27 protein-coding genes and 1 pseudogene are annotated in these 23,159 nt (G+C 62.9%); 16 read left to right on the forward strand and 12 right to left on the reverse strand.

Annotated elements, in window-relative coordinates; translation table 11 throughout:
• Positions 1 to 23: 23 nt before the first annotated feature.
• Positions 24 to 794 (forward strand): ABC transporter ATP-binding protein, encoded by a 771-nt coding sequence (locus tag JOE66_RS06635; protein WP_307827087.1) that lies wholly within the window; start codon positions 24 to 26, stop codon positions 792 to 794.
• Positions 776 to 2,353, forward strand: coding sequence for a transporter (locus JOE66_RS06640; RefSeq protein ID WP_205107875.1), 1,578 nt, complete (start codon positions 776 to 778; stop codon positions 2,351 to 2,353). The genes JOE66_RS06635 and JOE66_RS06640 overlap by 19 nt, the downstream gene beginning before the upstream one ends.
• A gap of 71 nt (positions 2,354 to 2,424) precedes the next feature.
• Here the strand turns inward: JOE66_RS06640 and JOE66_RS17190 are convergent, their stop codons facing one another.
• Positions 2,425 to 3,030 (reverse strand): DUF6264 family protein, encoded by a 606-nt coding sequence (locus tag JOE66_RS17190; protein ID WP_307827088.1) that lies wholly within the window; start codon positions 3,028 to 3,030, stop codon positions 2,425 to 2,427.
• A 35-nt stretch (positions 3,031 to 3,065) separates the two neighbouring features.
• Positions 3,066 to 4,118 carry a class II fructose-bisphosphate aldolase gene (gene fbaA, locus JOE66_RS06650; protein ID WP_205107879.1) on the reverse strand — a complete coding sequence of 351 codons (1,053 nt, stop codon included), beginning with the start codon at positions 4,116 to 4,118 and terminating at the stop codon, positions 3,066 to 3,068.
• A gap of 150 nt (positions 4,119 to 4,268) precedes the next feature.
• On the opposite strand from fbaA, the gene glpX reads away from it, so the two are divergent.
• A complete protein-coding gene (gene glpX, locus JOE66_RS06655) occupies positions 4,269 to 5,255 on the forward strand; it encodes a class II fructose-bisphosphatase (protein WP_205107881.1) in 987 nt (328 codons plus the stop codon).
• A gap of 11 nt (positions 5,256 to 5,266) precedes the next feature.
• Here the strand turns inward: glpX and JOE66_RS06660 are convergent, their stop codons facing one another.
• On the reverse strand, positions 5,267 to 6,817 hold the full coding sequence (locus JOE66_RS06660; RefSeq protein WP_205107883.1) for a DNA recombination protein RmuC: 1,551 nt from the start codon (positions 6,815 to 6,817) through the stop codon (positions 5,267 to 5,269).
• A 223-nt stretch (positions 6,818 to 7,040) separates the two neighbouring features.
• On the opposite strand from JOE66_RS06660, the gene JOE66_RS06665 reads away from it, so the two are divergent.
• Both JOE66_RS06665 and ychF read left to right on the forward strand, forming a co-directional pair.
• Positions 7,041 to 8,549 carry a CoA-acylating methylmalonate-semialdehyde dehydrogenase gene (locus JOE66_RS06665; RefSeq protein WP_275576812.1) on the forward strand — a complete coding sequence of 503 codons (1,509 nt, stop codon included), beginning with the start codon at positions 7,041 to 7,043 and terminating at the stop codon, positions 8,547 to 8,549.
• Between the two features lie 116 nt (positions 8,550 to 8,665).
• Positions 8,666 to 9,742: a redox-regulated ATPase YchF gene (gene ychF, locus JOE66_RS06670; protein WP_205107885.1), complete on the forward strand. Its 1,077-nt coding sequence runs from the start codon at positions 8,666 to 8,668 to the stop codon at positions 9,740 to 9,742.
• 47 nt (positions 9,743 to 9,789) lie between these two features.
• Here the strand turns inward: ychF and JOE66_RS06675 are convergent, their stop codons facing one another.
• A complete protein-coding gene (locus JOE66_RS06675) occupies positions 9,790 to 9,966 on the reverse strand; it encodes a hypothetical protein (RefSeq protein WP_205107887.1) in 177 nt (58 codons plus the stop codon).
• A gap of 177 nt (positions 9,967 to 10,143) precedes the next feature.
• Here JOE66_RS06675 and JOE66_RS06680 point away from each other — a divergent pair, with 177 nt between their 5' ends.
• Positions 10,144 to 10,314, forward strand: coding sequence for a hypothetical protein (locus tag JOE66_RS06680; RefSeq protein WP_205107889.1), 171 nt, complete (start codon positions 10,144 to 10,146; stop codon positions 10,312 to 10,314).
• A 6-nt stretch (positions 10,315 to 10,320) separates the two neighbouring features.
• Positions 10,321 to 10,584 carry a hypothetical protein gene (locus JOE66_RS06685; RefSeq protein WP_205107891.1) on the forward strand — a complete coding sequence of 88 codons (264 nt, stop codon included), beginning with the start codon at positions 10,321 to 10,323 and terminating at the stop codon, positions 10,582 to 10,584.
• A gap of 92 nt (positions 10,585 to 10,676) precedes the next feature.
• On the opposite strand, the gene JOE66_RS06690 is transcribed toward JOE66_RS06685, so the two are convergent.
• From JOE66_RS06690 to JOE66_RS06710, 5 genes are all read right to left on the reverse strand, one after another.
• Positions 10,677 to 10,943, reverse strand: coding sequence for a hypothetical protein (locus JOE66_RS06690; RefSeq protein ID WP_205107892.1), 267 nt, complete (start codon positions 10,941 to 10,943; stop codon positions 10,677 to 10,679).
• Positions 10,944 to 11,259: 316 nt separating this feature from the next.
• A complete protein-coding gene (locus JOE66_RS06695) occupies positions 11,260 to 11,529 on the reverse strand; it encodes a hypothetical protein (protein ID WP_205107894.1) in 270 nt (89 codons plus the stop codon).
• Positions 11,530 to 11,580: 51 nt separating this feature from the next.
• Positions 11,581 to 12,468, reverse strand: coding sequence for a hypothetical protein (locus JOE66_RS06700; RefSeq protein WP_205107896.1), 888 nt, complete (start codon positions 12,466 to 12,468; stop codon positions 11,581 to 11,583).
• 7 nt (positions 12,469 to 12,475) lie between these two features.
• Positions 12,476 to 12,769 carry a hypothetical protein gene (locus tag JOE66_RS06705; protein ID WP_205107898.1) on the reverse strand — a complete coding sequence of 98 codons (294 nt, stop codon included), beginning with the start codon at positions 12,767 to 12,769 and terminating at the stop codon, positions 12,476 to 12,478.
• A 674-nt stretch (positions 12,770 to 13,443) separates the two neighbouring features.
• Positions 13,444 to 13,728: an AAA family ATPase gene (locus JOE66_RS06710; RefSeq protein WP_205107899.1), complete on the reverse strand. Its 285-nt coding sequence runs from the start codon at positions 13,726 to 13,728 to the stop codon at positions 13,444 to 13,446.
• 220 nt (positions 13,729 to 13,948) lie between these two features.
• Between JOE66_RS06710 and JOE66_RS06715 the strand changes: the two genes are divergently transcribed.
• Entirely contained in the window at positions 13,949 to 14,131 is a 183-nt protein-coding gene (locus tag JOE66_RS06715) for a hypothetical protein (RefSeq protein ID WP_205107901.1), read from the forward strand.
• The gene (locus JOE66_RS06720; RefSeq protein WP_205107904.1) at positions 14,128 to 15,195 is read left to right on the forward strand and encodes an LPO_1073/Vpar_1526 family protein; all 1,068 of its coding nucleotides are present in this window, start codon (positions 14,128 to 14,130) and stop codon (positions 15,193 to 15,195) included. Before JOE66_RS06715 ends, JOE66_RS06720 begins: the two co-directional genes overlap by 4 nt.
• Positions 15,196 to 15,370: 175 nt before the next feature.
• Here the strand turns inward: JOE66_RS06720 and JOE66_RS06725 are convergent, their stop codons facing one another.
• Positions 15,371 to 16,699 (reverse strand): recombinase family protein, encoded by a 1,329-nt coding sequence (locus tag JOE66_RS06725; RefSeq protein WP_205107906.1) that lies wholly within the window; start codon positions 16,697 to 16,699, stop codon positions 15,371 to 15,373.
• A 157-nt stretch (positions 16,700 to 16,856) separates the two neighbouring features.
• On the opposite strand from JOE66_RS06725, the gene JOE66_RS06730 reads away from it, so the two are divergent.
• From JOE66_RS06730 to JOE66_RS06755, 6 genes are all read left to right on the forward strand, one after another.
• Positions 16,857 to 17,096, forward strand: coding sequence for an AbrB/MazE/SpoVT family DNA-binding domain-containing protein (locus JOE66_RS06730; RefSeq protein WP_205107907.1), 240 nt, complete (start codon positions 16,857 to 16,859; stop codon positions 17,094 to 17,096).
• On the forward strand, positions 17,093 to 17,530 hold the full coding sequence (locus tag JOE66_RS06735; RefSeq protein WP_205107909.1) for a type II toxin-antitoxin system VapC family toxin: 438 nt from the start codon (positions 17,093 to 17,095) through the stop codon (positions 17,528 to 17,530). The genes JOE66_RS06730 and JOE66_RS06735 overlap by 4 nt, the downstream gene beginning before the upstream one ends.
• A gap of 517 nt (positions 17,531 to 18,047) precedes the next feature.
• Positions 18,048 to 19,640, forward strand: a complete 1,593-nt coding sequence (locus JOE66_RS06740; RefSeq protein ID WP_205107911.1) for an isocitrate lyase — start codon at positions 18,048 to 18,050, stop codon at positions 19,638 to 19,640.
• A 219-nt stretch (positions 19,641 to 19,859) separates the two neighbouring features.
• Positions 19,860 to 20,321 (forward strand): hypothetical protein, encoded by a 462-nt coding sequence (locus JOE66_RS06745; protein WP_205107913.1) that lies wholly within the window; start codon positions 19,860 to 19,862, stop codon positions 20,319 to 20,321.
• A 140-nt stretch (positions 20,322 to 20,461) separates the two neighbouring features.
• The gene (locus JOE66_RS06750; protein WP_205107915.1) at positions 20,462 to 20,926 is read left to right on the forward strand and encodes a DUF8821 family protein; all 465 of its coding nucleotides are present in this window, start codon (positions 20,462 to 20,464) and stop codon (positions 20,924 to 20,926) included.
• A gap of 149 nt (positions 20,927 to 21,075) precedes the next feature.
• Positions 21,076 to 21,705 (forward strand): DUF4143 domain-containing protein, encoded by a 630-nt coding sequence (locus tag JOE66_RS06755; protein ID WP_307827281.1) that lies wholly within the window; start codon positions 21,076 to 21,078, stop codon positions 21,703 to 21,705.
• Here the strand turns inward: JOE66_RS06755 and JOE66_RS06760 are convergent.
• Both JOE66_RS06760 and JOE66_RS17800 read right to left on the reverse strand, forming a co-directional pair.
• The gene (locus JOE66_RS06760; protein WP_205107919.1) at positions 21,702 to 22,061 is read right to left on the reverse strand and encodes a DUF1048 domain-containing protein; all 360 of its coding nucleotides are present in this window, start codon (positions 22,059 to 22,061) and stop codon (positions 21,702 to 21,704) included. The two genes, JOE66_RS06755 and JOE66_RS06760, sit on opposite strands and share 4 nt — an antisense overlap.
• A 52-nt stretch (positions 22,062 to 22,113) precedes the next feature.
• Positions 22,114 to 22,281: pseudogene (locus JOE66_RS17800) on the reverse strand (ABC transporter ATP-binding protein); the annotation flags it as partial.
• 325 nt (positions 22,282 to 22,606) lie between these two features.
• On the opposite strand from JOE66_RS17800, the gene JOE66_RS06765 reads away from it, so the two are divergent.
• The gene (locus JOE66_RS06765; protein ID WP_205107921.1) at positions 22,607 to 23,128 is read left to right on the forward strand and encodes a hypothetical protein; all 522 of its coding nucleotides are present in this window, start codon (positions 22,607 to 22,609) and stop codon (positions 23,126 to 23,128) included.
• The last annotated feature ends 31 nt before the right edge of the window (positions 23,129 to 23,159 follow it).

Here is a 23,159-nt window from a genome sequence, read left to right on the forward strand (position 1 = left end):
AACAACCGGGGAGGGGTGATCGCGTGCCAGTGGAGTCACGACCAGCCGCGCTCGAACTGCGTGGGCTCAGTAGATCGTTCGGCGACAAGCTCGCTGTCGACAACCTGAGCCTGACTGTTCCGGTCGGTTCGTTCTACGGTCTCGTCGGGCCCAACGGTGCGGGCAAGACGACGTCGCTGTCGATGGCCACCGGCCTCCTGCGACCCGATGCAGGGAAGGCCATTGTTCTCGGCGTCGACATGTGGCAGAAACCGCTCGAGGCGAAACACCTGATCGGCAACCTCTCCGACGGCGTGAAACTCTTCGACAGGCTCACCGGCGAACAGCTGGTCACCTACAACGGGCTGCTCTTCGGCATGACGCGGGAGACTGTTGCCGAGCGGGTCGGGGACCTGTTGCGAATTCTCGACCTCGAAGGCGCGGCGGGCACACCGGTCGTGGACTATTCGGCTGGAATGACGAAGAAGATCGCCCTGGCCTGTGCGCTCGTGCACGCGCCGCGACTGCTGGTGCTCGATGAACCGTTCGAATCGGTCGACCCGGTGTCTGCCGCGAACATCCGTGACATTCTCACCGACTACGTCGCCGGTGGCGGAACGGTGATCGTCTCGAGCCACGTCATGGACCTGGTGCAACGCATGTGCGACCACGTCGCCGTGATCCAGGCGGGCCGGGTTCTCGCTTCGGGCACCGTCGACGATGTCCGCGGCGACTCGTCGCTCGAAGACCGTTTTGTCGAACTCGTCGGCGGTCGCAACCACACCGAAGGCCCCGAGTGGTTGCGACACTCCTGAGGTTGAGGTTCCGCGTTCTCGCGAACACCCTCAAACGCAGCACCTGGCAACTGGTTGCCGTCATCATCGGCGCCATCTACGGGCTGGGTGTGCTCGCCTTCGTCGTCTTCGGCCTGGTCGCGCTGGCCTTCGCGCCCGTCGAACTCGCTTCGACGATCATCGTGCTGGCTGGCTCTGCGCTCGTGCTCGGCTGGATTGCTGTGCCGCTCGTCGCCGTCGGCGTCGACCAGACCCTCGAACCGGCCAAGCTGGCCCAGTACCCGATACCGAGGCGCACACTGCTCATCGGGCTGGCTCTGGCCGGTGTGCTCGGGGTTCCCGGAATCATCACGTCGATCGCCGCGCTCGCGACGACGGCCACGTGGTTCAGGTCACCGCTCGCTGCCGTGGCAGCCGTGGTTTGCGCGGTGATCGCCGTACTCACCTGCGTCGTCGGGTCACGCATGGTGACGGCCCTCAGCGTCAGTCTCGCATCCAAGCGACGATTCAGGGAGATCTCGGGCATCCTGGTCTTCATTCCGCTGATTCTGCTCGGGCCGATCAGCTTCGGCATTGCGCGGGGTGTGGCAAAGTCGACGGATGCACTGCCTGGCCTTGCCCGGATCCTGGGCTGGACGCCCCTCGGCGCGGCCTGGTCGGTTCCCGCCGACGTTGCCGTCGGTGACTTCGGCGTCGCCGCGGTCAAGTTCCTGATCGCACTCGCCACGCTCGCCGCCCTGGCGCTCATCTGGTCGAGAAGCCTGGCCACCGCGCTGGAGACACCGCCGGTGAGTTCGGGCAAGCGGGTAGCGCGGGGCAAGATCGGCTTCTTCGGTCTTCTGCCCGCCACGCCGGCGGGTGCCGTCGCTGCCCGCTCCCTCAGCTACTGGGTGCGCGACCCGCGGTACGCGCGCCAGCTGATCGTCGTGCCCCTTATTCCCGTGCTGCTGTACTTCTACTCGAACAACATGGGGTCGTTCGTTCTTTTCAATGCAACGGGGCCGATTGTCGCCTTCCTGCTGTCACTGGCAACCTACGCCGACCTGTCGTACGACGGCACCGCCTTTTCAACCCACGTCGCCGACGGCGTCAGAGGGGTGGATGATCGGCTCGGCCGTGCCGTAGCGCTCGCGATCGTCTCTGTTCCCTTCGTCGTCGTGCTCACCGTCGGTTCGGTGGCGATCACTAACTCGTGGCCGCTGTTGCCGGCGCTCGCTGGAATGGCGCTGGGCGCCGTCTTCTCGGGGATCGGGCTCACGGCGGTGACGAGCGCGCGGATCATCATCCCGGTGCCGGCATCGGGTGACAACCCCTTCAAATCGGCTCCCGGTGCCGGATTCACAACGGCACTCAGTTCGTTTGCGACCTGGGGAATCCTCCTGTTGCTCACCATTCCCGAGGCAGCGCTCGGCGTCTCGTCGATCGTCTTCGGGTCTGCCCTGCTGGGCTGGCTCGCCCTGCTGGTCGGAATCTGTCTGGGGCTGGCACTCGCGGTCATCGGAATTCGTGTCGGCGGCGCGATCGTCGACCGGTCCGCTCCGGAGATCCTCAGCAGGCTCAAGGCCCTTCGCGGCGCGTGAGACGAACAGCCCGACCTGGCTGATCGATCACTCGCCGAGGTGGTGGCACCAGATGATCGGGACTCTTCAGTTCACCGTGCCGTGATCTGCTGCACGAACGAGGGATCGTTGAAGAACGCGAAGGTGATAGCTCCAACCCACAGGGCGAACGTCACCACGCCGACAAGGATCGGCACGGGAAACGCGAGCTTTCGCCGAGAAAGGCGCCGAACAGAGACCACGATCGAAACGAGCTGCAGAACGATCGTCACCACACCAGCGACGATGCCCATCGTGTTTGCGGCGGCTGACGGCGCAAAAGCGGTGTAGCCCTGTGCTGTGGCCGCCTGGATCAGCACGGTGTTGAAATCGAAGAGCGCGGGAATCATGCTCGCCGAGAAGAGCAGCCCGAAGAACAACAGCAGGCTGGTCACCGAAAGATCAACGGCGCGTATCGGTCGTGGTGCTCCAGCGGGTGCAGACGTTGCGCCGTAGGGATCGCGAGATCCCGACGGAACAGGGGGCGGTGCGTGCGGACCGGGCTGAGCGTGCCGGGAGTCGGCCCCGCCGTCGGAAGACGTGGGTCCCTGACTGGAATCCGACCCCGGTGGTGGCGCGGGAGGTTGCCAGCTCCAGCCTTCTGGAGCCAGCTCGCCGTACTTCGGCTTGGGCCTCTCGTCTACCACGTCACTCGCCACTCTGGCTTCGCCCGGTGCCCGGCCCTGCGATCACGTCAGTTACCGGAATGGCCGGCAGACCCCAGTTGTTGGGTGGCCTCGATCACGCGAGCCGCCATGGCGGTCTCGGCAGTCTTGCCCCAGGCGCGCGGGTCGTAGACCTTCTTGTTGCCCACCTCGCCGTCGACCTTCAGCACGCCGTCGTAGTTGCGGAACATCGTGTCGGCGATCGAGCGGGTGAACGCGTACTGGGTGTCGGTGTCGATGTTCATCTTGATGACACCGTTCGCGACCGCCTCTGAGATCTCCGCATCGGTGGAGCCGGAACCACCGTGGAAGACGAGGTCGAACGGCTTGGTGTTGTCGCCGAGAACCGAAGCGTACTTCGCGTAGACGCCGTCCTGGATCTCCTTGAGGAGCTCCGGGCGCAGCTTGACGTTGCCGGGCTTGTAGACGCCGTGCACGTTGCCGAACGTGAGCGCGGCCATGTACCGTCCGTTCTCACCGAGTCCGAGCGCCTCGACGGTGGCCAGGGCATCCGACACGCTGGTGTACAGGTGCTCGTTGATGTCGTGGCTGACGCCGTCTTCTTCGCCGCCGACAACACCGATCTCGACCTCGAGAATGGCATTGATGGCGGCGGTTCGTTTGATCATGTCCTGCGCGATGGCGAGGTTCTCGTCGAGAGGAACAGCCGAGCCATCCCACATGTGGGACTGGAAGATCGGGTTGCGGCCTGCCTTGACCTCGGCCTCAGACGCAGCGATGAGGGGCAGCACGAAGGTGTCGAGTGCGTTCTTCGGGCAGTGGTCGGTGTGCAGGGCCACGGTGATGGGGTAGTTCTTGGCGACTTCGTGCGCGAAGGCTGCGAAGGCGAGTGCGCCGGTTGCGCGGGCACTTCCCGATGCGGCCTGGGCCTTCTGCCCGGCCAGGTAGTCAGACCCGCCCGTGGTGACCTGGATGATGCCGTCGGAACCGGCGTCGGAGAGCCCCTGCAGCACGGCGTTCAGCGTCTGGGACGACGAAACGTTCACAGCCGGGTAGGCGAACCCCTTCGTCTTGGCCTTGTCGAGCATTTCAGCGTACTGATCGGGCGTTGCGATGGGCATGAGTCTCCTTCGGGCAGATGTCGGTTTCCAGCATAGCGAGGCAGACCGGCGACCCGCGTGCGGGGGTGCCCCACCGGTACTGTAAGAGACAGCAGACCGGCGCCCGCTCTGAGTGCGCCACAGCCCTCCACTGAAGAAGAAGGACTCATCGTGACCACCGAAGCACCCTCTCTCTACCTCGAACACCCCGACCGTAACCTCGCACTCGAACTCGTCCGTGCGACAGAGGCCGCTGCGATTCGCGCCTGGCCCTACATCGGCAAGGGCGACAAGCTGGCTGCCGATGGCGCTGCGGTGGATGCTATGCGGCTCCTGCTCGGAACGGTGAACTTCGACGGGGTCGTCGTCATCGGTGAGGGCGAGAAAGACAAGGCGCCGATGCTGTTCAACGGCGAGCACGTCGGCAACGGGCGCGGCCCGGCCTGTGACATCGCTGTCGACCCGATCGACGGCACGAGCCTCACGGCTGCAGGGCGCCCGAATGCGATCTCGGTGATGGCGGTCGCCGATCGCGGCACCATGCTCGATGCGTCGACCGTCTTCTACATGGACAAGATCGTCACTGGCCCGGAGGGTGTCGGCGTCATCGACATTCGCAAGCCCATCGGTGAGAACATCCGTGCTCTTGCGAAAGCGAAGGGCAAGGACGTCTCTGAGATGAAGATCGCTGTGCTCGACCGCCCTCGTCACGCGCAGTTGATCGAGGAGATTCGGGCGGCTGGTGCAGGCACGCGTCTGATGCTCGATGGCGACGTGGCGGGTGGCATCAACGCGGCCCGCTACGAGACCCGCACCGACATGTGCGTCGGCATCGGCGGCAGCCCCGAAGGTATTGTGACGGCCTGTGCGATCAAGGCCCTGGGCGGGTTCATCCAGGGGATTCTCAAGCCGGGCTCCGACGAGGAACGCCAGCGCGGCATCGATGCCGGGCTCAAGATGGACCACGTGTACGAAGCCGACGAGCTCGTCTCCAGTGACAACACCTTCTTCGTCGCCACGGGTGTCACCGATGGCGGACTGGTGAAGGGTGTGCGTCGCCTGGGCCCGATCATCCGCACCGAGAGCATCGTTCTGCGCTCGCACTCGGGAACCATCCGTCGCATCACGGCGGACCACCTAGTGGACAAGTGGCTCTGAGCGCCAGGACTCTAGATGAGGCGGGGCTGCTCTGACATGTCGCCGACGCTGCCGAGGTCGTCTTCGAGTTCGAGCTGGGCGACCAGCTCCGGCGCGGTGAGGCTGCGGGCATTCTCTTCGACAGGTTCGAGCGGCTTCAGCACGATCGATTCGTCGAGCGAGCTGAGTTTGCGGGCCGTGGAGTAGACGTTGCGCTCGAACGAACCGATGAACGCGTTGTAGTGCTTCACGGTTCGATCGAGGGTGCTTCCCAGCTTGTCGATGTGGGTGGCCGTGACGGCCAGGCGCGAGTAGAGCTCCTTGCTCAGGTCGAACAGGGTCTTCGCCTCATGTGTGAGCACATCTTGCTGCCAGCTGAAGGCCACCGTCTTCAGAAGCGACCACAGGGTGACCGGTGACACCAGTGCCACCCGCTTGCTGAACGCGAAGTCCATGATGCTGGGGTCGGCCTCCATGGCGGTGGAGATGAGCGACTCGCTGGGGATGAACGCCACCACCAGCTCGGGAGAAGCGTCGAGGCCAGCCCAATAGCCTTTTGTGCCGAGTGTGGTGATGTGGTCGCGCACCGCCTTGACGTGCGCTTTCAGGAGTTCAGTGCGGCGTGCGCCCTCGGCGCCGGTCGCCGTTGCAGGAATCTGGCTCGCCTCGAGGTAGGCGTTGAACGGCACCTTGGCGTCGACAGCGATGTTCTTCCCGCCGGGCAGGTGTACCACCATGTCGGGTCGACCCGCGCCGTTGTCGCTCGTAAGACTCGATTGTGTCTCGAAGTCGACCCGGTCGAGCAGGCCCGCTGCCTCGACGACGTTGCGCAACTGTGTCTCGCCCCAGACACCTCGGGTGCTGTTCGAACGGAGCGCAGAGGCGAGGGACTCAGCCGTGTTGCGGAGACGCTCCTCAGACTCCGTGGCAGACTTCAGCTGCTGGCTCAGTTCGCCGTGCTGCTGCCGGCGCTGTTCTTCGAGCTCTGTGACCTTCGCCTGAACGAGCCGCAGGCTCTCCTGCACAGGGCTCAGTGCGACCAGCACCTTGCCGTCGGCCTTGACCCGTTCGGCTTCGGCCTGCTGCACATCGTGAAGCCGTGCCTGGAATTCGGTGAGCCTCTCCTCCTGCTGGAGGATCTGCTCGCGGTACTGTGCGTCCTGCGTGGAGAGCTGCTCGCGGAACAGGGCCTCCTGCTGACGGAGCCGCTCGGCGAACTGCTCGCGGGTCGAGAGCAGCGTGTTCTCGTGCTGCTCGCGGGCCTGCACGAGCTGGCCGTCGCTCTGTTCGCGCATCTCGATCACCCGGGCTCGCGCCTCGAGAAGCTGCGCGTCTGTCTGGGCCCGCGCCTCGACCAGCTGTTCGCGGGCAGCGCCGATCTGCTCACGCAGGGCGGCAGCGGTTGCCTCTGCGGCAGCGCTGCGGCTCTTGAGGTCGGCCAGTTCGGCGAAGCGGGCCTCCGCACCGGCGGCGTCGCCGCCTCCTGACGCGGCATCGCGACGCGATCGCAGCAGCCAGCCGACGAGCGAACCGAGCGCGAGGCCGACCACCAGACCGATGATGAGGGTGACGATGATCTCCATGCGCCCCAGTCTCGCAGGGGGGCCCGACACTGGCGTGATTCGGGCTCGGCCTGCCGCGATCATCCATTGGAAATGTTCACGCAATAGGGTTGGTGAACGAATTGTTCACCGCCCAGCCTGTGATCGTGTGTGCGATGCCGCACAGACACTCACGACTCATCCGTACCGCTTCACATCTCCGAACTGCTTCTCTCCGCACCGCTTCAACCAGGAATCAGGAACCATGTCAGACGTCACTTCACCCCTGCCCGTCGTCAACCACTGGATCGACGGCCAGGAGCACGTCAGCAACAGTGGCCGCACCGCACCCGTCTTCGACCCGGCGAAGGGCGTGCAGACCAAGAGCGTCGCCCTCGCCGATGCCTCAGAGATCGCCGCCGCCATCGCCTCGGCCAAAGCCGCCTTTCCGGCCTGGCGCGACACCTCGATGGCCAAGCGCCAGCAGATCCTCTTCACCTTTCGCGAGTTGCTGGCGGCACGGCGCGGCGAGCTGGCCGAAATCCTCACCGAGGAGCACGGAAAGGTGCTGAGCGACGCTGCTGGCGAGATCACCCGCGGCCTCGAGGTCGTCGAATTCGCGACGGGGTTCCCGCATCTCATCAAGGGCGAGTACTCCGAGAACGTGAGTACCGGTGTCGATGTGTATTCGACGCGCCAGCCCCTCGGTGTTGTCGGGGTCATCAGTCCCTTCAACTTTCCGGCGATGGTGCCGCTGTGGTTCTTCCCGATCGCCATCGCTGCCGGCAACACCGTCGTGCTGAAGCCGAGTGAGAAAGACCCGTCGTCGGCGAACTGGCTCGCAGCACTCTTCGCCGAAGCCGGCCTTCCCGACGGTGTGCTGAACGTCTTGCACGGTGACAAGGAGGCAGTGGATGGCCTGCTCACGAGCCCCGATGTGAAGTCGATCTCGTTCGTGGGTTCGACGCCGATCGCCCAGTACGTGTACGAGACGGCGACGAAGCACGGCAAGCGGGTGCAGGCCCTGGGAGGCGCGAAGAACCACATGCTCGTGCTGCCCGACGCCGACCTCGACCTGGCAGCCGACGCGGCCGTGAATGCTGGGTTCGGCTCGGCCGGAGAGCGCTGCATGGCGATCTCCGTCGTCGTTGCTGTCGAGCCTGTGGCCGACCAGCTCATCTCGAAGATCGTCTCCCGCGTTGCTGGCCTCACGGTGGGCGACGGCCGACGCTCGTGCGACATGGGGCCGCTTGTCACTGAGGTGCACCGTGACAAGGTCGCCTCCTACATCGACATCGCCACAGAAGACGGCGCCACGGTTGTCGTCGACGGTCGCGGCATCGACGTCGATGGTGATGCGGACGGCTTCTGGCTCGGCCCGACGCTGATCGACAACGTCTCGACGTCGTCGCGTGTCTACACAGACGAGATCTTCGGCCCGGTGCTGTCGATCGTTCGCGTGCCCTCCTACGACGCGGGCCTCGAGCTCATCAACGCCTCGCGTTATGGCAACGGCACGGCGATCTTCACCAACGACGGGGGAGCGGCACGTCGCTTCCAGAACGAGGTCGAAGTCGGCATGATCGGTATCAACGTGCCTATCCCGGTGCCCGTGGCCTACTACTCGTTCGGCGGCTTCAAGGACTCCATCTTCGGCGACAGCAAGGCGTACGGCCCCGACGGGTTCCACTTCTTCACGCGCCAGAAGGCCATTACCTCGCGCTGGCTCGACCCCAGCCACGGCGGCATCAACCTCGGTTTTCCGCAGAACTGACCCCCGGGCATCCATCGCCTCGGTTCGTGAGGCCCGTGCGTCGAAGCGAGGCCGGTCTACCTGGCTCTTCTCGGCGCACCGGCCTCACGTGGCAGACCCGGGTACGATAGACCCCCGTGGCTCTAACTATCGCAATCGTCGGGCTGCCCAATGTGGGCAAGTCCACCCTGTTCAATGCACTCACCAAGAACCAGGTGCTGGCGGCGAACTACCCGTTCGCAACCATCGAGCCGAACGTGGGTGTGGTGAACCTGCCGGATGCCCGGCTCGCCGAGCTCGCGAAGATCTACGGCAGCGAGAAGCTGCTGCCAGCGCCGGTGTCGTTCGTCGACATCGCCGGCATCGTCAAGGGCGCAAGCGTCGGGGAGGGCCTCGGCAACAAGTTCCTCGCGAACATCCGCGAGGCCGACGCGATCGCGCAGGTCGTGCGCGGGTTCATCGACCCCGACGTGGTGCACGTCGACGGCAAGGTCGACGCCGCGAGCGACCTCGAGACGATCAACACCGAGCTCATTCTGGCCGACATGCAGACCCTCGAGAAGGCGCTCGCCCGGTACGAGAAAGAGGTCAAGACGAAGCGCATCGAGCCGATCGTGCTGCAGACTGCGCAGGCCGCACATGCGATTCTCGACTCCGGCAAGCCGCTGTCCAGCGACTCGAAGATCGACCTCGAGCCCATCCGAGAGCTCGGCCTTCTCACCGCCAAGCCGTTCATCTACGTGTTCAACATCGACGAGTCGGTGCTCGCCGACCAGGCCAGGCTCGCCGAGCTCGCCGCTTTGGTTGCTCCCGCAAAGGCGATCTTCCTCGACGCGAAACTCGAATCTGAGCTCATCGACCTCGAGCCCGAAGACGCCGCTGAGCTCCTCGCGTCGACCGGCCAGGAGGAGAGCGGCCTCGACCAGCTCGCCCGCATTGGCTTCGATACCCTGGGCCTTCAGACCTACCTGACGGCGGGCCCGAAAGAGACCCGTGCCTGGACCATCGGCAAGGGCTGGACGGCCCCGCAGGCCGCCGGAGTCATCCACACCGACTTCCAGAAGGGCTTCATCAAGGCCGAGATCGTCTCGTTCGACGACCTGGTCGAGGCTGGCACCATGGCAGAGGCCAAGGCCCGCGGCAAGGTGCGCATCGAGGGCAAAGAATACGTGATGCACGATGGCGACGTGGTGGAGTTCCGCTTCAACGTCTAGCTGGCTCCTCTAGCCCTTTATCTACGCGGATAGTGCATTTTCATTCCTCACACATTCTCAGCAGGATCGAAAACCTGCGCCATTAGCCCTTCAGCCGCGGCCCTGGTGCGGTCCTCAGCCTCGGGCCACAGGTGCGTGTAGGTGTTCAGTTTGACGGTGGGGGTGCTGTGCCCGAGCGTGTGCTGCACCGTCGAGATGTCGCAGCCGGCCGCGATCGTGCTCACCTACGCCCAGGACGTCGCCGTGCACCGAGCGTCAGCGATCGGCAACGGCTACGGCCCACCAGCAGGCCCGCGAGGTCGTCGGCCTACAGGCCGCTACATAGGCCACTCTGCAGCTCCGCAACGGCGGCATCGACGAAAAATCATTGTCGCTCGTTCGACGAGGCTGCTTCAGTGCTCATGCGAGGCGCTCAGGCGTTCGGCATCACCGCGAACACTACCGCGGCCGACATCATCAACCTCGACGACCTCGAGGCGCACACCATCTGGCGCGAGATCCGCCAGAAGATCAGCGTCCTCGAATCAGTCGCGACCGTCCGCATCAACCTCAGCGGGCTTCTGAACGACTGACCGACCATGCTCGAGTCGCTCAGCGCTCGCGGTCAGGATCCCACCTTCAACCCGAACATCATCTTCGACTACACGATCTGCTTCGCAGCAGCAGGCAACTGCGGATTCGACGGTCGGTTCCACCTCGGCCGCCAACCTGCAGCGGGCATCGGCTGGCTCATTGTGGCATCCACCGGGCTCCGCCTCAACACACCCGCAGAGGTACGTGACCTGCTCGCAGGGCGACCCGTGCCGCCCGTCGTACCGCTCTACCTGGCCATGCCACAGTAGATTCACTGCTGCCCCACAGTCGTGCCCCCAGTACCCGCCATGACGGGCTGCTGGGGGCATTCTTCGTCTGTCTTATGCCGTCTGAGATAAGCTCACGCGGGAGGCAACAAGGTGACCGCGATATCACCGCTGTAGTCGACCCCATCGACGGTGCAGAAGCCCGTGAGCCGTCCGCCTGGCTTTATGTGCAGCGAGGCGTCCCGAAAGAACACGGTCACGTTGCCCGGGCAGGCCTCTATCTTCTCCGCACCCCGATAGTTCGCCTGCCCCCTCGGATCCCACACCTGCAGAGCCGGCTCATCTGAGACACCGAATCGAACAGCGAACTCCTTGCTGATGCCATCGAGCGGGCCGCGCACCGCAACACCGTAGCGGTAACCGATCCACTCGATGGCATCGAAGGACCCCCCAGGAGGAAAGTCACCTTCACACCGTCGTCTACGACCTGCACGATTATCGAGTCGATCAGAGGGATGCCCATGGCCATGACGACGTTGTATTCCTTCGGGCAAACAGGCCCCGGGGGTGACCCCCCAAACCGCATTGACTGCCAAGCCCGCCGGTGGGTGGCAGTTTTCTCTCTCTGTGCGAATTCGCGCTCACGCCAAATCGAAATGACGCTGATTCGCACTGCGAATTGCTGCTCGTCGGCTTCGTGCCCGGTGGCGGTTCGGGCTATTTGCCCGTGACGATCGCGATGATTGCGACGACCAGCGCGATGATCGAGGTGCCGGAGCTGATCCAGGTGAGTCGGTAGCTGCGCCTTGCCAATCGGTGGCTCTCGGCGGCGAGCAGAGTATTCGCTGCCGTAGCGCGCTCACGTGATCGACGCTCGAGCTCGTCAGCCCAGAAAGAAACACCCGGACTCGTGCTCGGTGCGATGCTGTTGTAGAGGGCGATCACTTCGTCGTCACTCATCGCGCGGATCTGTTCTAGTGACTGCATGACTCGAATCGTACCGACACTGGCACCCACCCTGGCCCCACCGTGACCTGATTATTGTGATCTTCTCGGTGAGGAAGGCGGTCGCTGCTGCGCTCTCGTGATCGTGTCGAGCGTGCGTGCATGTTGTGCCACCCAAGGGTCATGGAGCGCCGGTGAACATCCGTAGTAGACGCAGAGCTCGTCGATGATCGTGAGCGTCATGGAGAAGACCCCTTCGGCGTACTCGCGAGCGTCCCGATCTGATAGGACTATCTCAAGCGTGCCGCCAGTTTCGGTTTTAGTGCTGGTAAGCATCTGGCCGATACCGAACGACTGAGCATGCGCGATGGCCGAGAGTCTGGAGTAGACCTGCACACCGTCGGGGCCGAGCAGAGAGCCGTACTCCTGCGCGATCAGTGTCGGCTTATAGTCGGCTCGTTTACCCCGCTCCGTGAGGCTCTGAATGTACCTTCCGACCATCGCGGCAATGGATTCCCCGGTGGCTAGCTTTCCGTTCACGTAGAACTGTGCGCCGTCATAGTGCCTCATATGGATTTCTATCTCGCTCAGGGTCATGGAGGCCCAGCGCAGTACCAGCTCGGTTTCATTTGCGGCAGTGAGCATCCAGTGGGCCCGCGCGAATGACTCGAGGGCGCCGCGCTGCACGGTCGCTAATGCCAGTGAGCCAATATCGTCATGCAAGGCGTGAGCGAAAACGTCTGCGTGGTCGAGACCTGCCACGATGGCCATAATGGCCGAGTATTGCGCTTCTCGGACCGGCGCGGAGCCCGCCCACTGTCCGGCGAGAGAAGACTGTGCGCCGAGTTGCTTCTCGGCCTCAGTGCCGGGCGAGGGTGGGGCTAAAAGGATGTCCTTGCACAGCGCGAAGCTTGCCTCAACGAAGTCGATCAAACTCGATCCGACCTCGCGGGCTGGATACTTGTTGGCTGGCCCTGTCACGAGGCGATCATACAAACAACGACCAGATACTCGCGGCGGCCGCTAGTCCGATTCCGCCGCCGATCAAGACGAGATCTCTTTTCGCAGCGAAGGGTCGCTCCACCACCGCTCTATGTTGTGATTGGGCGAGGACGTTGAATTGCCCGATCGTCATCGCGTTGTGCTCACCGGATTTTGGTGCTGCTGCGTCATACTCTTTGCGCTGTGCCATCGCCGAGCGGTAAAGCCCTACTAGGCCGATTAGCGGTAGCAGTGCTGAAGCAAGCGTCAGCAGAATAAGCAGAGTGCGTTGTGGGTCCATGCTCTGACAGTAGAGGCGAAAAGGAACCATCCCGTTCGCGGCCGGCAGTCACCGACCACGAGCCCGCCGATGAGTGCAGGGGCTGCCTTCTCGCGCAGGCTCGGTTCGGATGCCTGTGTGGCTGCTGCTACGGCCGGATGAAGCAGATGATTCTGAGCGGGAGCGTGTAGTAAGAACCTGGACCGTATTTCGCTGTCTTTGTGTAGAGTCGTTTCAGAGAGCGAGGTTCCCTGTGGAAGATGATAAGTACCTCAACATGCGTGCAGCGCAAGCACGGGTGAACCGTTCACGCATGCGGTCCACCGGCGGCTGAAGCAGGGCATGCCGGGCATCCCCGACGACGGGGCCCGCTACATCCTCCTGTCGGATCTTCTTTCCCAGTTCAGGGCTAAGAACGTCAATGCTAGACGCAACCGTTTCGCACTGCGGGAGAAGATCAATGCTTCGCACGAGGGTAGATTGCCGTCGAATAGTTGATTCGTCAGAAATTCGTCAGTACGCCCGCATTAGACCAGCAATGGCAATGACTGGTAGTGCGACAGTTCCGCGAAATCTAGGCAATGTCAGGCATTGCCAGCTACGGCCTTAGATGCCTACAAAGTTCAGCTTCAACGTCTAGCCGCCTCGCTCCGCGGTCGTGCCGGGTGCGAAGCGCGCATGCCTCGAGGTGAAAGTCATTTATCGTGTTCGGGAGTGAACTCCGCGACGACGGGGTACGTCGCGGACAGGTTGTCGTCGTTTCGTCGGTCCTTCGCGAGTCGCCAACGGGGGTATTCAGTCACCAGGTCGAACTTGCGACTATCGCCGTTGGCTGGATTCAGCCTGTGGAGAGCTTTCAGAACTGTGGTCTTGCCAGACTCGTTCTTGCCGACCAAGACCGTCACATCCTCCTCGATCTCAACGCGCTGAGCTTCGACAAAGTTGCGGAAATTCTTAACGGTGACGGCAACGAGCTTCACGGCGATCTCCTTCGGGCATGTAATGAATCAGCTTATGGCCGACATACGACAAACCCACAGGAAGCAAGGGCGCGCCCCCGGCTCGATGAGCCCAACTCGCGCCTTGTTGGTAGGCACCGGTGATCCTGATTCCGACCCTACGCTTGCGTGCTGAGCGGGCACACGTGAGCGATCGTCTATTCTGATGCGAGGGCGAAGGGCGCCCGGGAGTGAGGGATTCGTGGACTGGTTCTTTGACGGGCTGGGCACCATGATCATCGGCTTGCTTCTCGGGGGTACTGCGGGCAGCACCGTCACGTGGCGCATCATGTCTAAGCGTTCAACGGTGAAGCAGAAGCAGCACGCTGGCAACAGTGCAACGCAGGTGCAGGTCGGGCGCGATGCAAAAGGGAACACGAGATGACGGCTGAGCAAAGCCAGAAGGGCGGACAGGGCTCTAAACAGGTTCAGATCGCAGGCGACTACATAGTCAACGTGGGTATCACCGAGGAGCGCGCGCAAGAGATTTCTATCGCCACGGCTCGACGTGTCGTCGAGGAGTTCGCGGTCGAGTCGCACCAAATACTGGAAGCTCGGGTTGAAGAACTTGACCAACGCGTCATCAAGAACCTATCCAATGCTGACGCGCTCGATTCATTCGCGGACCCCGCCTTTATCCGCTCGTACCGAAAGGCCCAGGAAGGTGCGGCATCCAGCGAGCGCCCGTCTGACTATGACATGCTGGCGGCGTTGCTAACCGATCGAGCAAAGAACCCGCGCGAGCGCCCACGCATCGTTGGGATCGACGGCGCAATCGACATTGTCGATCGCGTGGACGCCGAGGCCCTCCGGGCTCTAACCGTTTGCAATGCGGTCGCGCAGTGGACGCCTACGGGGTCCGTGGTCGGTCAGGGCCTCCAGCTCCTCGACTCGATCTTCGCGTCGCTCATCGATGGACCCCTGCCCGAAGGTACAGATTGGCTTGACCATCTGGACGCGCTGAACGCCGTCCGCCGCAACACCCTTGGAGGAATGAAAACGATGGAGCAGTTCTACGGCGAGCAACTCGTTGGCTACATTGCTCCGGGTGTCACTGCCGAGGCGATACCCCAGTTCGTCGGCGCTGAGCTAGCTGAGGAACCTTGGCCAGTGTTGGTCGTGCCTCACGAGTTGAAGCAGGGGTACTTCCGAACCGGAGTTACGAGCGTCGTTGAGCTCGAGAAGGTGCTTCGCGCCGCTGGCAAGCCGGACGCATATGTGCAGACGGTGATGAGTCGAGCGGCGTCGGAATTTGGTTTGGGTCAGCAGGACGACGCGGCGCGAGCAGAACTGATGACTCGAATTCGTGCGTTATCGAATTTTGGCCTTGTCGCTGATTGGTGGGATCGGAACGCTGAAAATGGGTACTACATCACACCCATTGGAAGATCACTTGCCCGAGCGAATGCATTCCGCCTCGACACCGGAAACCGGCTCCCACGCGAGTAGCGTTGATCGAGGTCATGGTTCACGGGCGAGTGCTCGTCCCCGCTGGGGCTAGTCGGCGCTGCGCAGCAACGGTCCACCATGCATTCCATGCCGCTCACACTAGCCGCGTGCCTGCCAGCCTAGTTAGCACCGAAGAGGTCGCGACGAAGATTGCAGACACAGTTGTCGTGCACGACTAACCCTTCCAGGTAACGGACACCGTATCGGGGTCGAACGTCTTCCTGCCCCGTGGTGCGCGTAGTAGACAGACAGTCATCAGGGTCTCAATAAGTGCTCGCTGCCGATCGAGGTTCAGCGCGCCCAAGCCAGCCCACTGCTCGTCCTCGCTCAGTAGGGCCACGGGGCTGTCAGCAGCTTGCAGCAGGCGGTCGATCTCTGCCAGGCGCGCGTTCAATCGGTCGCCGGCTTCCTTCACATCAGCGCGAGACAGAGTGCCGTCGGCCACGAGGCCAGCTAGGTCAGCCTTGCGCTGGGCGAGCGTGGCGTGCTCGTTTCGCAGCGGGTCGGTCTCGACATCCGGTGTGAGCGCGGCAAGCGCATCCGGCTGAGTTAGGCGGGCTTCCGCTAACCGGAGCACAAACTCATCCACGGGGGTCATCGTCCGCACCATGCTGCACACCTGGCACCAGTACCGCCCGCCCGAGCCAGCCGTGCGCACAGTCGGGTGGTCACCGCATTCACCGCAACGGAAGAGCGACGTGCCCAGGTGCTTGCGTGCCGTGGAGCCGGTGCGGTTTGACTTGCGAGCTGGGTCCGCCAGACGGCGCGCAACGCTGTCGAACAACTCTTCCGACACGATTGGCTTCCAATCACCTTTGCCCACGACTTCACCCTTGTACACGCGCCGCCCTGCGTAACGTGGATTGGTCAGGATCGTGCGCACGGATGAGGGCGTCATGTGTGCCGACAGCGAGGGCGTCGGGGTCCCGTGGTCTCGCGCCAACGTGCGCAGCGTCAACCCCGTGGAGAACCCATCGAAAAGCGACCGGACGAGACGCGTCTCGTGCGGGATGACGGAGCCATTAGTCGTGTAACCGGTCAGGCGTACACCCTTGGGGACTCCACCCTTGGCGGCGCGCTGAGTGTTGGCGCGGGTCTGGCGCTCGCCCTTGCGTCGGACCTCGAACCTGGCGATGCCTGCGAGCATCGTTGCGCGGAACTCGCCGTCAGCGGTGGACAGGTCAATCTCGCCATCGACCGTGACTACTTGCAGCCCGGCGTCGATTAGCGTGTTCAGGTCGCGCGTCGAGCGGAGCAGGCGGTCGAGGTCCACCCCGATCACCACGTCGATCAGCCCGCCTCTGGCGTCTCCAAGCATGCGATCCCAGGCTGTCCCAGCGCCGCGTGCCTTGGAAGCGCTCACACCGTCATCGACGTAGGTCCCGGCCACCGTCCACCCCCGGTGGTCCGCCAGCTGCCGAGTACGCTCAAGCTGACGGTCAGGGCCGTCACCTGTCTGATCGGACTTAGATTGACGCAGGTACACGGCGGCACGTTTGGTCACAAATGCCTAACTTTGGCGTAACGAGGTGGAGTTCCGCTTCAACTTGTAGCCATCTCGGCCCGCAGTTGTTCCGGGCCCGAAGCACCGATGGTTTGACGCGAGAGCCATTTATTTCAGATTCACCGGACATATGGGACTCAATTGGTAAGCTATTCCCATGGAAGCGACGATTGATTCTGGCGGCAGACTCCTTCTACCGAAGAGCCTTCGTGATGCCTTGGGTCTTGGCCCGGGTTCGAAAGTAGACGTGTCGCCCTATGGTGGAGGGCTGCAGGTGACGCCGGGCGGGCGGACTGCGCGGTTGGAGCGGGGTGAAGACGGGCGTCTGGTGGCCAGTTCAGAGACCTCTGTTTCAGACGATGTTCTTTTCGCACTGATCGATTCCGGGCGAAGGTGAATCCACAGCCACGTTACGCGCTTGACACAAGTGTCTCTGTGCCGCTCCTGGTGAAGGCACACGACGCTCACGACGTCGTCTCTGCATGGGCCGCTGGCCGAGTGCTTGGACTCAGCGGACACGCCCTCGTCGAGACCTACTCGGTTCTGACTCGCCTCCCGGGAGATTCGCGGGTCGATCCCGCTGACGCCGTTCTGCTCATCGACGACAACTTTCCCGAGCATTTCGTGCTCTCCGCAGAAGCCACGAGCACGTCCCATCGCGAACTCGCGCGGAACGGCGTTTCGGGTGGAGCAACGTACGACGGTCTCGTTGCGCTGGCGGCCCGGGAGCATGAAGCGGTGCTTGTGACGCGCGATGCGCGGGCCAGACAGACCTACGAGGCCCTGGGCGTGAAGGTGGAGATCATCGCCGTCCCGAGCGTGTCACGGTGAGTCGGAACGTGGTGGAGTTCCGCTTCAACGTATGAACACCGGCGACGGCGTGCCGGGCCGCGCGAAGGCTTTCGTATGGGATCCCCTCTGGACACCGGTCAGCTGGGCTTCGGCCGTGGTGGTTGTTTTTTCCATCATCGCAATATGCGCATTGGGTCGATTCTGGGTTTGGTTGGGATGTGCGTTGATCGTCCTCGACGTGGCTGCGGTGACACTCCTGGTCATGCGAGAGATGAGGCTCCGAAGGGCGCATGATCGAGAATGACCCGGTCGAGGTCCATGTCGCGATCTGAATTGATGTCCGTCACGGATGACGTTCTCGCCATCCCCGTCTTCGCGATTTCTCGCAAGTGCTATTTCTTCTCTGAGTAGAAGAATCGCGTTTCTTCTATGCGGCAGAAGTACCGCGAAACTTCAACCCTGAATTCTCCTGATGGGTGGGTGTTCTTTGCCCAGAGTGGTCATATGCGCTGAAGCCACTACACAGCGCAGCCCCACTCATAACGAAGGACGAAACATGACCGCCTACCAGGACGACATCGAAGCGATCGAAGCGCTGAAGCAGGAAGCCGGCAGCAGCTGGGATGCCATCAGCCCCGAGTCGGTCGCCCGCATGCGCTCACAGAACCGCTTCCGCACGGGCCTCCAGATCGCCCAGTACACCGCGGACATCATGCGCAAGGACATGGCGGAGTACGACGCTGATTCGTCTGTCTACACCCAGTCGCTCGGCGTCTGGCACGGCTTCATCGGCCAGCAGAAGCTCATCTCGATCAAGAAGCACCTCAAGACCACCAACAAGCGTTACCTCTACCTGTCGGGCTGGATGGTTGCTGCGCTGCGTTCGGAATTCGGGCCTCTCCCTGACCAGTCCATGCATGAGAAGACGGCCGTCCCGGCGCTCATCGAGGAGCTCTACACGTTCCTTCGCCAGGCCGACGCCCGTGAGCTCGACCTGCTTTTCACGAGACTGGATGCCGCCCGCGCCGCGGGCGACGAGACCTCGAGCGAGCTCATCCAGGCGCAGATCGACAACTACGAGACCCACGTCGTGCCGATCATCGCCGACATCGACGCTGGCTTCGGTAACCCGGAGGCCACGTACCTGCTGGCCAAGAAGATGATCGAGGCAGGCGCCTGCGCCCTCCAGATAGAGAACCAGGTCTCCGACGAGAAGCAGTGTGGTCACCAGGACGGCAAGGTCACGGTTCCCCACGAGGACTTCATCGCCAAGATCAACGCGGTGCGTTACGCGTTCCTCGAACTCGGCATCGACAACGGCGTGATCGTCTCGCGCACCGACTCGCTCGGCGCCGGCCTCACGCAGAAGCTCGCTGTGAGCCGCACGCCCGGCGACCTCGGCGACCAGTACAATTCGTTCCTCGACGTTGAGGAGATCCCCGAGGCGGGGCTCAGCGATGGCGACGTCGTCATCAAGCGTGACGGCAAGCTCGTGCGCCCGAAACGACTGCCCAGCAACCTCTTCCAGTTCAGAGAGGGAACCGGTGAGGAGCGTTGCGTGCTCGACAGCATCACCTCGCTGCAGAACGGTGCCGACCTGCTGTGGATCGAGACGGAGAAGCCGCACATCGCTCAGATCGCCGGAATGATGAACGAGGTTCGCAAGGTCATCCCGAACGCCAAGCTGGTCTACAACAACAGCCCGTCTTTCAACTGGACCACCAGCTTCCGCCAGCAGGCCTATGACGCCTTCGTCGAAGAGGGCAAAGACGTCTCGGCGTACGACCGCAGCAAGCTCATGGGCGTCGAGTACGACGACACCGAACTGGCGCTGGTTGCCGATGAGAGCATCCGCACCTTCCAGCGCGACAGCTCGGCACAGGCCGGTATCTTCCACCACCTGATCACGCTGCCCACGTACCACACGGCTGCGCTGTCGACGGATGACCTGGCCAAGGGCTACTTCGCCGACCAGGGCATGCTCGCCTACGTCAAGGGCGTGCAGCGCCGCGAGATCCGTGAGGGAATCGCCACAGTGAAGCACCAGAACATGGCCGGATCCGACATCGGTGACAACCACAAGGAGTACTTCGCCGGCGATTCGGCCCTCAAGGCCGGCGGCGAGAACAACACGATGAACCAGTTCTAGGGCTCGTTCTTCCGCACCAAACGATGCCGGTCTCCGAGGGAGGCCGGCATCGTTGCGTCTTCGCCGCGATCGCGCGCAGCCCTTTCCGGACTCAGGTACGTGCGCTCACTCGATATTCGAGGGAATCACGAAATCGCACCCGTGGCAGAGTCGAGTTTCACTGAGGGACCCAGTGCGGCAGGGTAGTCTCAAGCGTTCTGCTTTACGAAAGGATGATCAATGACGACTCTGCCCACTGCCTCTGCTCTTCGCCGCGTCGGAGGTCTTGCCCTCGTTGCGGGTTCGGTGTTCGTTTCCGTCGGCGCGAGTGCCTGGCTCACCGTCTCCAAGCAGCTCAGCGATGAGAAGATCACGGTTCCCGGCAACGCACCCAGGTTCAAGGGCAAACCGGTGAAGGGCCCGGCAACCGCCTACGTCGAGGCGCTCGTCATCAAGAGCAACGCCGAGCGTGGTGCAGGCGGGCGCACTTTCGCCGACATCAGTGAGGCCTTGCGGGGCGTCGAGGCCGGCAGTGCCGAGGAGACCGAGCTGCGCAAACAGAGTTCGTCGCTGTCGACGGGGGCAGCACTTCGTACATCGCTGATGACTTCGGTGCTCGCCTTCGGCGTGAGCGCCTTTGCCGTCGGTCTCGGTGCGTTCTTTCTCATCGTGGGTTCGCAGCTGGGTCGAGTCCGCCGGTAACGTGGCTTGACCCTCGCTCTGGCTGACCAGGCATCTCTGGCTCAGCGAGCATCTGTGGCTCAGCGGAGCAGCTTTGGAGAAGCGACGGTGGTCGCGATCGCGCTACCGTGGGGTGCCAGCGTTGCACACCAGGAGGAACCATGCCGTACGTCGTCGATTTCCAGAATGTCTCAACCGTCGGGCTGGAGACGTCTCCGTTCGCCGACACCCTTGCGGGCCTGCGCGCTAACGAGGCACGGTACTTCAAGAACAAGTACGACCACGTGTTCGAGGTCACCTCGGTTGATGACGATCCTGCGACGCTCGAGTGGGTGACGGGCATCCTGAACGACGAGCGTGACATCGTCATCGGTTCTCGCCCACTCGAGGTGACTTCCTTCGAAGTGGAGGGCATTCGCATGGCGTACGTCTTCTACGAATCCGGCTTGTCGATAAACGTGATGTACAGCGTCGAAGACGGGGGCAAGCGAGCGGTCGGCTTCAAGCTCTCCGACGGCATGGAGATCCCTGAAGAGCTGGAATCGCGGTTCAAGTTCGCCCGCCAGAAGTCGAAATTAGCGGGAACGATTCGCGGCTCGTACTTCGTGATCAAGGGCGAGCACTGAGACGTCTGTCTGCCGGGGGTCACGCCTCTGACCCAGCGAACCTGCGAGTTTGAATCAGCGAATCAACGAGTTGGGGTCAGCGAATCTGCGAGTTAGTGGCAGCGAACCTGCGAGTTAGAGGCAGCGAAACTGCGGGATAAGCTGCAGAAATTCGACGGAACACACAACCGGAGCGGCTTCGTTCAGTCTTGCGGCTCATAGCGGCAAACCAGGCGGGCGAACTCGTGAAGGCGCGCATTGCGACGCAGGCTAACATCCCACCTTCGACGATCAGCGGGTACTTCGATCTCGTCGAAGCCCTGTTTCTGGTGGAGACTCTGCCGCCCTGGACCCCGAACCTCACAAAGCGAGAAGTCGGCCGTGCGAAGGCGTTCATCTCCGATTCGGCCTTGGCGCTCCGGCTCGGACGGCTATCGGAGTCCCAGCTGTCATCAGTGGTTGGTGGGGATCAGCTTGGTGGTCTGATCGAAGCGTTCGCGGTTAGCGAACTCATCAAGCAGTCCGGGTGGAGCGATGAGGAGTTCGAACTCTTTCACTATCGAGACCGAAATGGTTTGGAGGTTGACGCCATCATCGAATTCGCCCATGGCACGATTTTTGGCATTGAGGTCAAGGCGTCGAAGACGTTCAAATCTGATCACTTCGCAGGGCTTCAGGCCCTTGCCGCCAAAGCAGGCTCCAGATTCATCGGGGGTGTCGTTCTCAACACGGCAGACCAGGGGTGTCAGTACGCCCCGGGCCTCTACGGCCTCCCGATATCTGCCCTCTGGGAGCTCTAGCTGGCCTTTTCGGCGACCGCGCTGTTGATGGATTCGGCGAGCCGCGCGCGCTCCTTGCGGATCCAGCTGCCCCCGGCATAGTTCTCGAGGAAGGTCTCCGCGAATTCGGCGGGGTCGTCCCCGACGAGCGTGCGAATGGGCGTTCCGTCGGCAACGGCCTGCTCGAAGAGTTCGGCCAGATCATCGAGCATCGCGATGAGCGCCTTGCCGTCATCGCTCGGACCCATGTACATCAGGTATCGCTCGAGCGCCTTGGCAGCTTCGCGATACCCGGCAGGAAGCCGCTTCACGCGTGCCTTGTATTCCAGATAGCTCTTCTTGTCGCCGAGGTCGCCGATGAGTTTGTCGATCCACATGGTCAGTTGCCTAGGGCACCGGTGTCGCCGAGAATGTGTGTGGTCATCGGGTTTACCTTCCTTCGGGGGCGTGTGAACCGTCTGCGTGCTGGTCGTTCTGTGCGCCCCCGGCCTCGGCCGTCTCCCCGACGAGTGCGAGAAACACCTCTTCGAGGGACGGCTGCTTCTCGACGTATTCGACTGTCGAGGCGGGCAGCAGCGCCCTGAGTTCGGCGAGAGTGCAGCGCGAAGATGCTCCCGGAGGCCACGTCGAAGTCGACGCCGCGCAGAACCTGCAGGTCCCCGAAGGATTTCTCGATGCCCTTCACGCTGATGGCCGGTGCTGTTGGCATGTGTCTTCCTCTCGTTCTGCTCTTGATTTCTGACGATGCTGGTGCACCACCGTCTCCTACTCAGCGATGCTGACTACCAGTAAAAAGTATCACTAGGTACCGGTAGTTGGCAATACTAGGTAGCAGAAATTCCGCACCGATCATCCCGGAGCCTCGGGAGTGTCGGCACAAAAGGGGACTGCGCCGAAGCGGGCGCCGGGGCACGATGGACGGATGCCGATCATCCTGAGCAGAGCGCACCTCGCCCGGAGTGCGCGTGCATCGCTGCTGGCCGTACTCGTACTGGCCTCGGCTGCCGGATGCTCGGCGAGCCTTGATCTCTCACCCCCCGATGCCACGCTCCCCACCCGCGTGCCCGTCACCGTCTATACGCCGCCGTGGACTCCCACCCCCACCCCCACACCGCCGCCACCGCCCCCGCCGCCGCCCCTGACTGCGCCGAATGCGATGGGCGGCCAGACAGACGGCGGCAACACCGCCTACACGCCGGTGGTCGACGACACAGGCCCACAGGAGTTCGCCAAGGGCCGGGCGACGAAGGTGAATGACTACGAGTATCGCTACGTCGTCGCTACCTACGACCAGGTGCTGGCGATCGCGTCGCGGTTCTACCTGCAGACCAATGACGTGGTCAGAGTGAACTTCCCGTGCTCAGACCCGCTGAACGTGCAGCCGGGCGATGTGCTCGACATCCGTTGGCCGGTCGATTCCGAGCAGGTCGGCACAGGCTGCTGAACTGCGAAGCGACGCACGATGGTGTGAGCGC

Source organism: Subtercola frigoramans (assembly GCF_016907385.1).
GTDB classification, from domain to species: domain Bacteria; phylum Actinomycetota; class Actinomycetes; order Actinomycetales; family Microbacteriaceae; genus Subtercola; species Subtercola frigoramans.

What these genes read in the sequence shown, in the direction of transcription:
- fbaA (WP_205107879.1), bottom strand. Translation starts at nt 4,118, where the DNA reads ATGCCCATCGCAACGCCCGATCAGTACGCTGAAATGCTCGACAAGGCC.
- JOE66_RS06660 (WP_205107883.1), bottom strand. Translation starts at nt 6,817, where the DNA reads ATGGAGATCATCGTCACCCTCATCATCGGTCTGGTGGTCGGCCTCGCG.
- JOE66_RS06665 (WP_275576812.1), top strand. Translation starts at nt 7,041, where the DNA reads ATGTCAGACGTCACTTCACCCCTGCCCGTCGTCAACCACTGGATCGAC.
- JOE66_RS06680 (WP_205107889.1), top strand. Translation starts at nt 10,144, where the DNA reads ATGCGAGGCGCTCAGGCGTTCGGCATCACCGCGAACACTACCGCGGCC.
- JOE66_RS06685 (WP_205107891.1), top strand. Translation starts at nt 10,321, where the DNA reads ATGCTCGAGTCGCTCAGCGCTCGCGGTCAGGATCCCACCTTCAACCCG.
- JOE66_RS06695 (WP_205107894.1), bottom strand. Translation starts at nt 11,529, where the DNA reads ATGCAGTCACTAGAACAGATCCGCGCGATGAGTGACGACGAAGTGATC.
- JOE66_RS06705 (WP_205107898.1), bottom strand. Translation starts at nt 12,769, where the DNA reads ATGGACCCACAACGCACTCTGCTTATTCTGCTGACGCTTGCTTCAGCA.
- JOE66_RS06720 (WP_205107904.1), top strand. Translation starts at nt 14,128, where the DNA reads ATGACGGCTGAGCAAAGCCAGAAGGGCGGACAGGGCTCTAAACAGGTT.
- JOE66_RS06730 (WP_205107907.1), top strand. Translation starts at nt 16,857, where the DNA reads ATGGAAGCGACGATTGATTCTGGCGGCAGACTCCTTCTACCGAAGAGC.
- JOE66_RS06740 (WP_205107911.1), top strand. Translation starts at nt 18,048, where the DNA reads ATGACCGCCTACCAGGACGACATCGAAGCGATCGAAGCGCTGAAGCAG.
- JOE66_RS06745 (WP_205107913.1), top strand. Translation starts at nt 19,860, where the DNA reads ATGACGACTCTGCCCACTGCCTCTGCTCTTCGCCGCGTCGGAGGTCTT.
- JOE66_RS06750 (WP_205107915.1), top strand. Translation starts at nt 20,462, where the DNA reads ATGCCGTACGTCGTCGATTTCCAGAATGTCTCAACCGTCGGGCTGGAG.
- JOE66_RS06760 (WP_205107919.1), bottom strand. Translation starts at nt 22,061, where the DNA reads ATGTGGATCGACAAACTCATCGGCGACCTCGGCGACAAGAAGAGCTAT.
- JOE66_RS06765 (WP_205107921.1), top strand. Translation starts at nt 22,607, where the DNA reads ATGCCGATCATCCTGAGCAGAGCGCACCTCGCCCGGAGTGCGCGTGCA.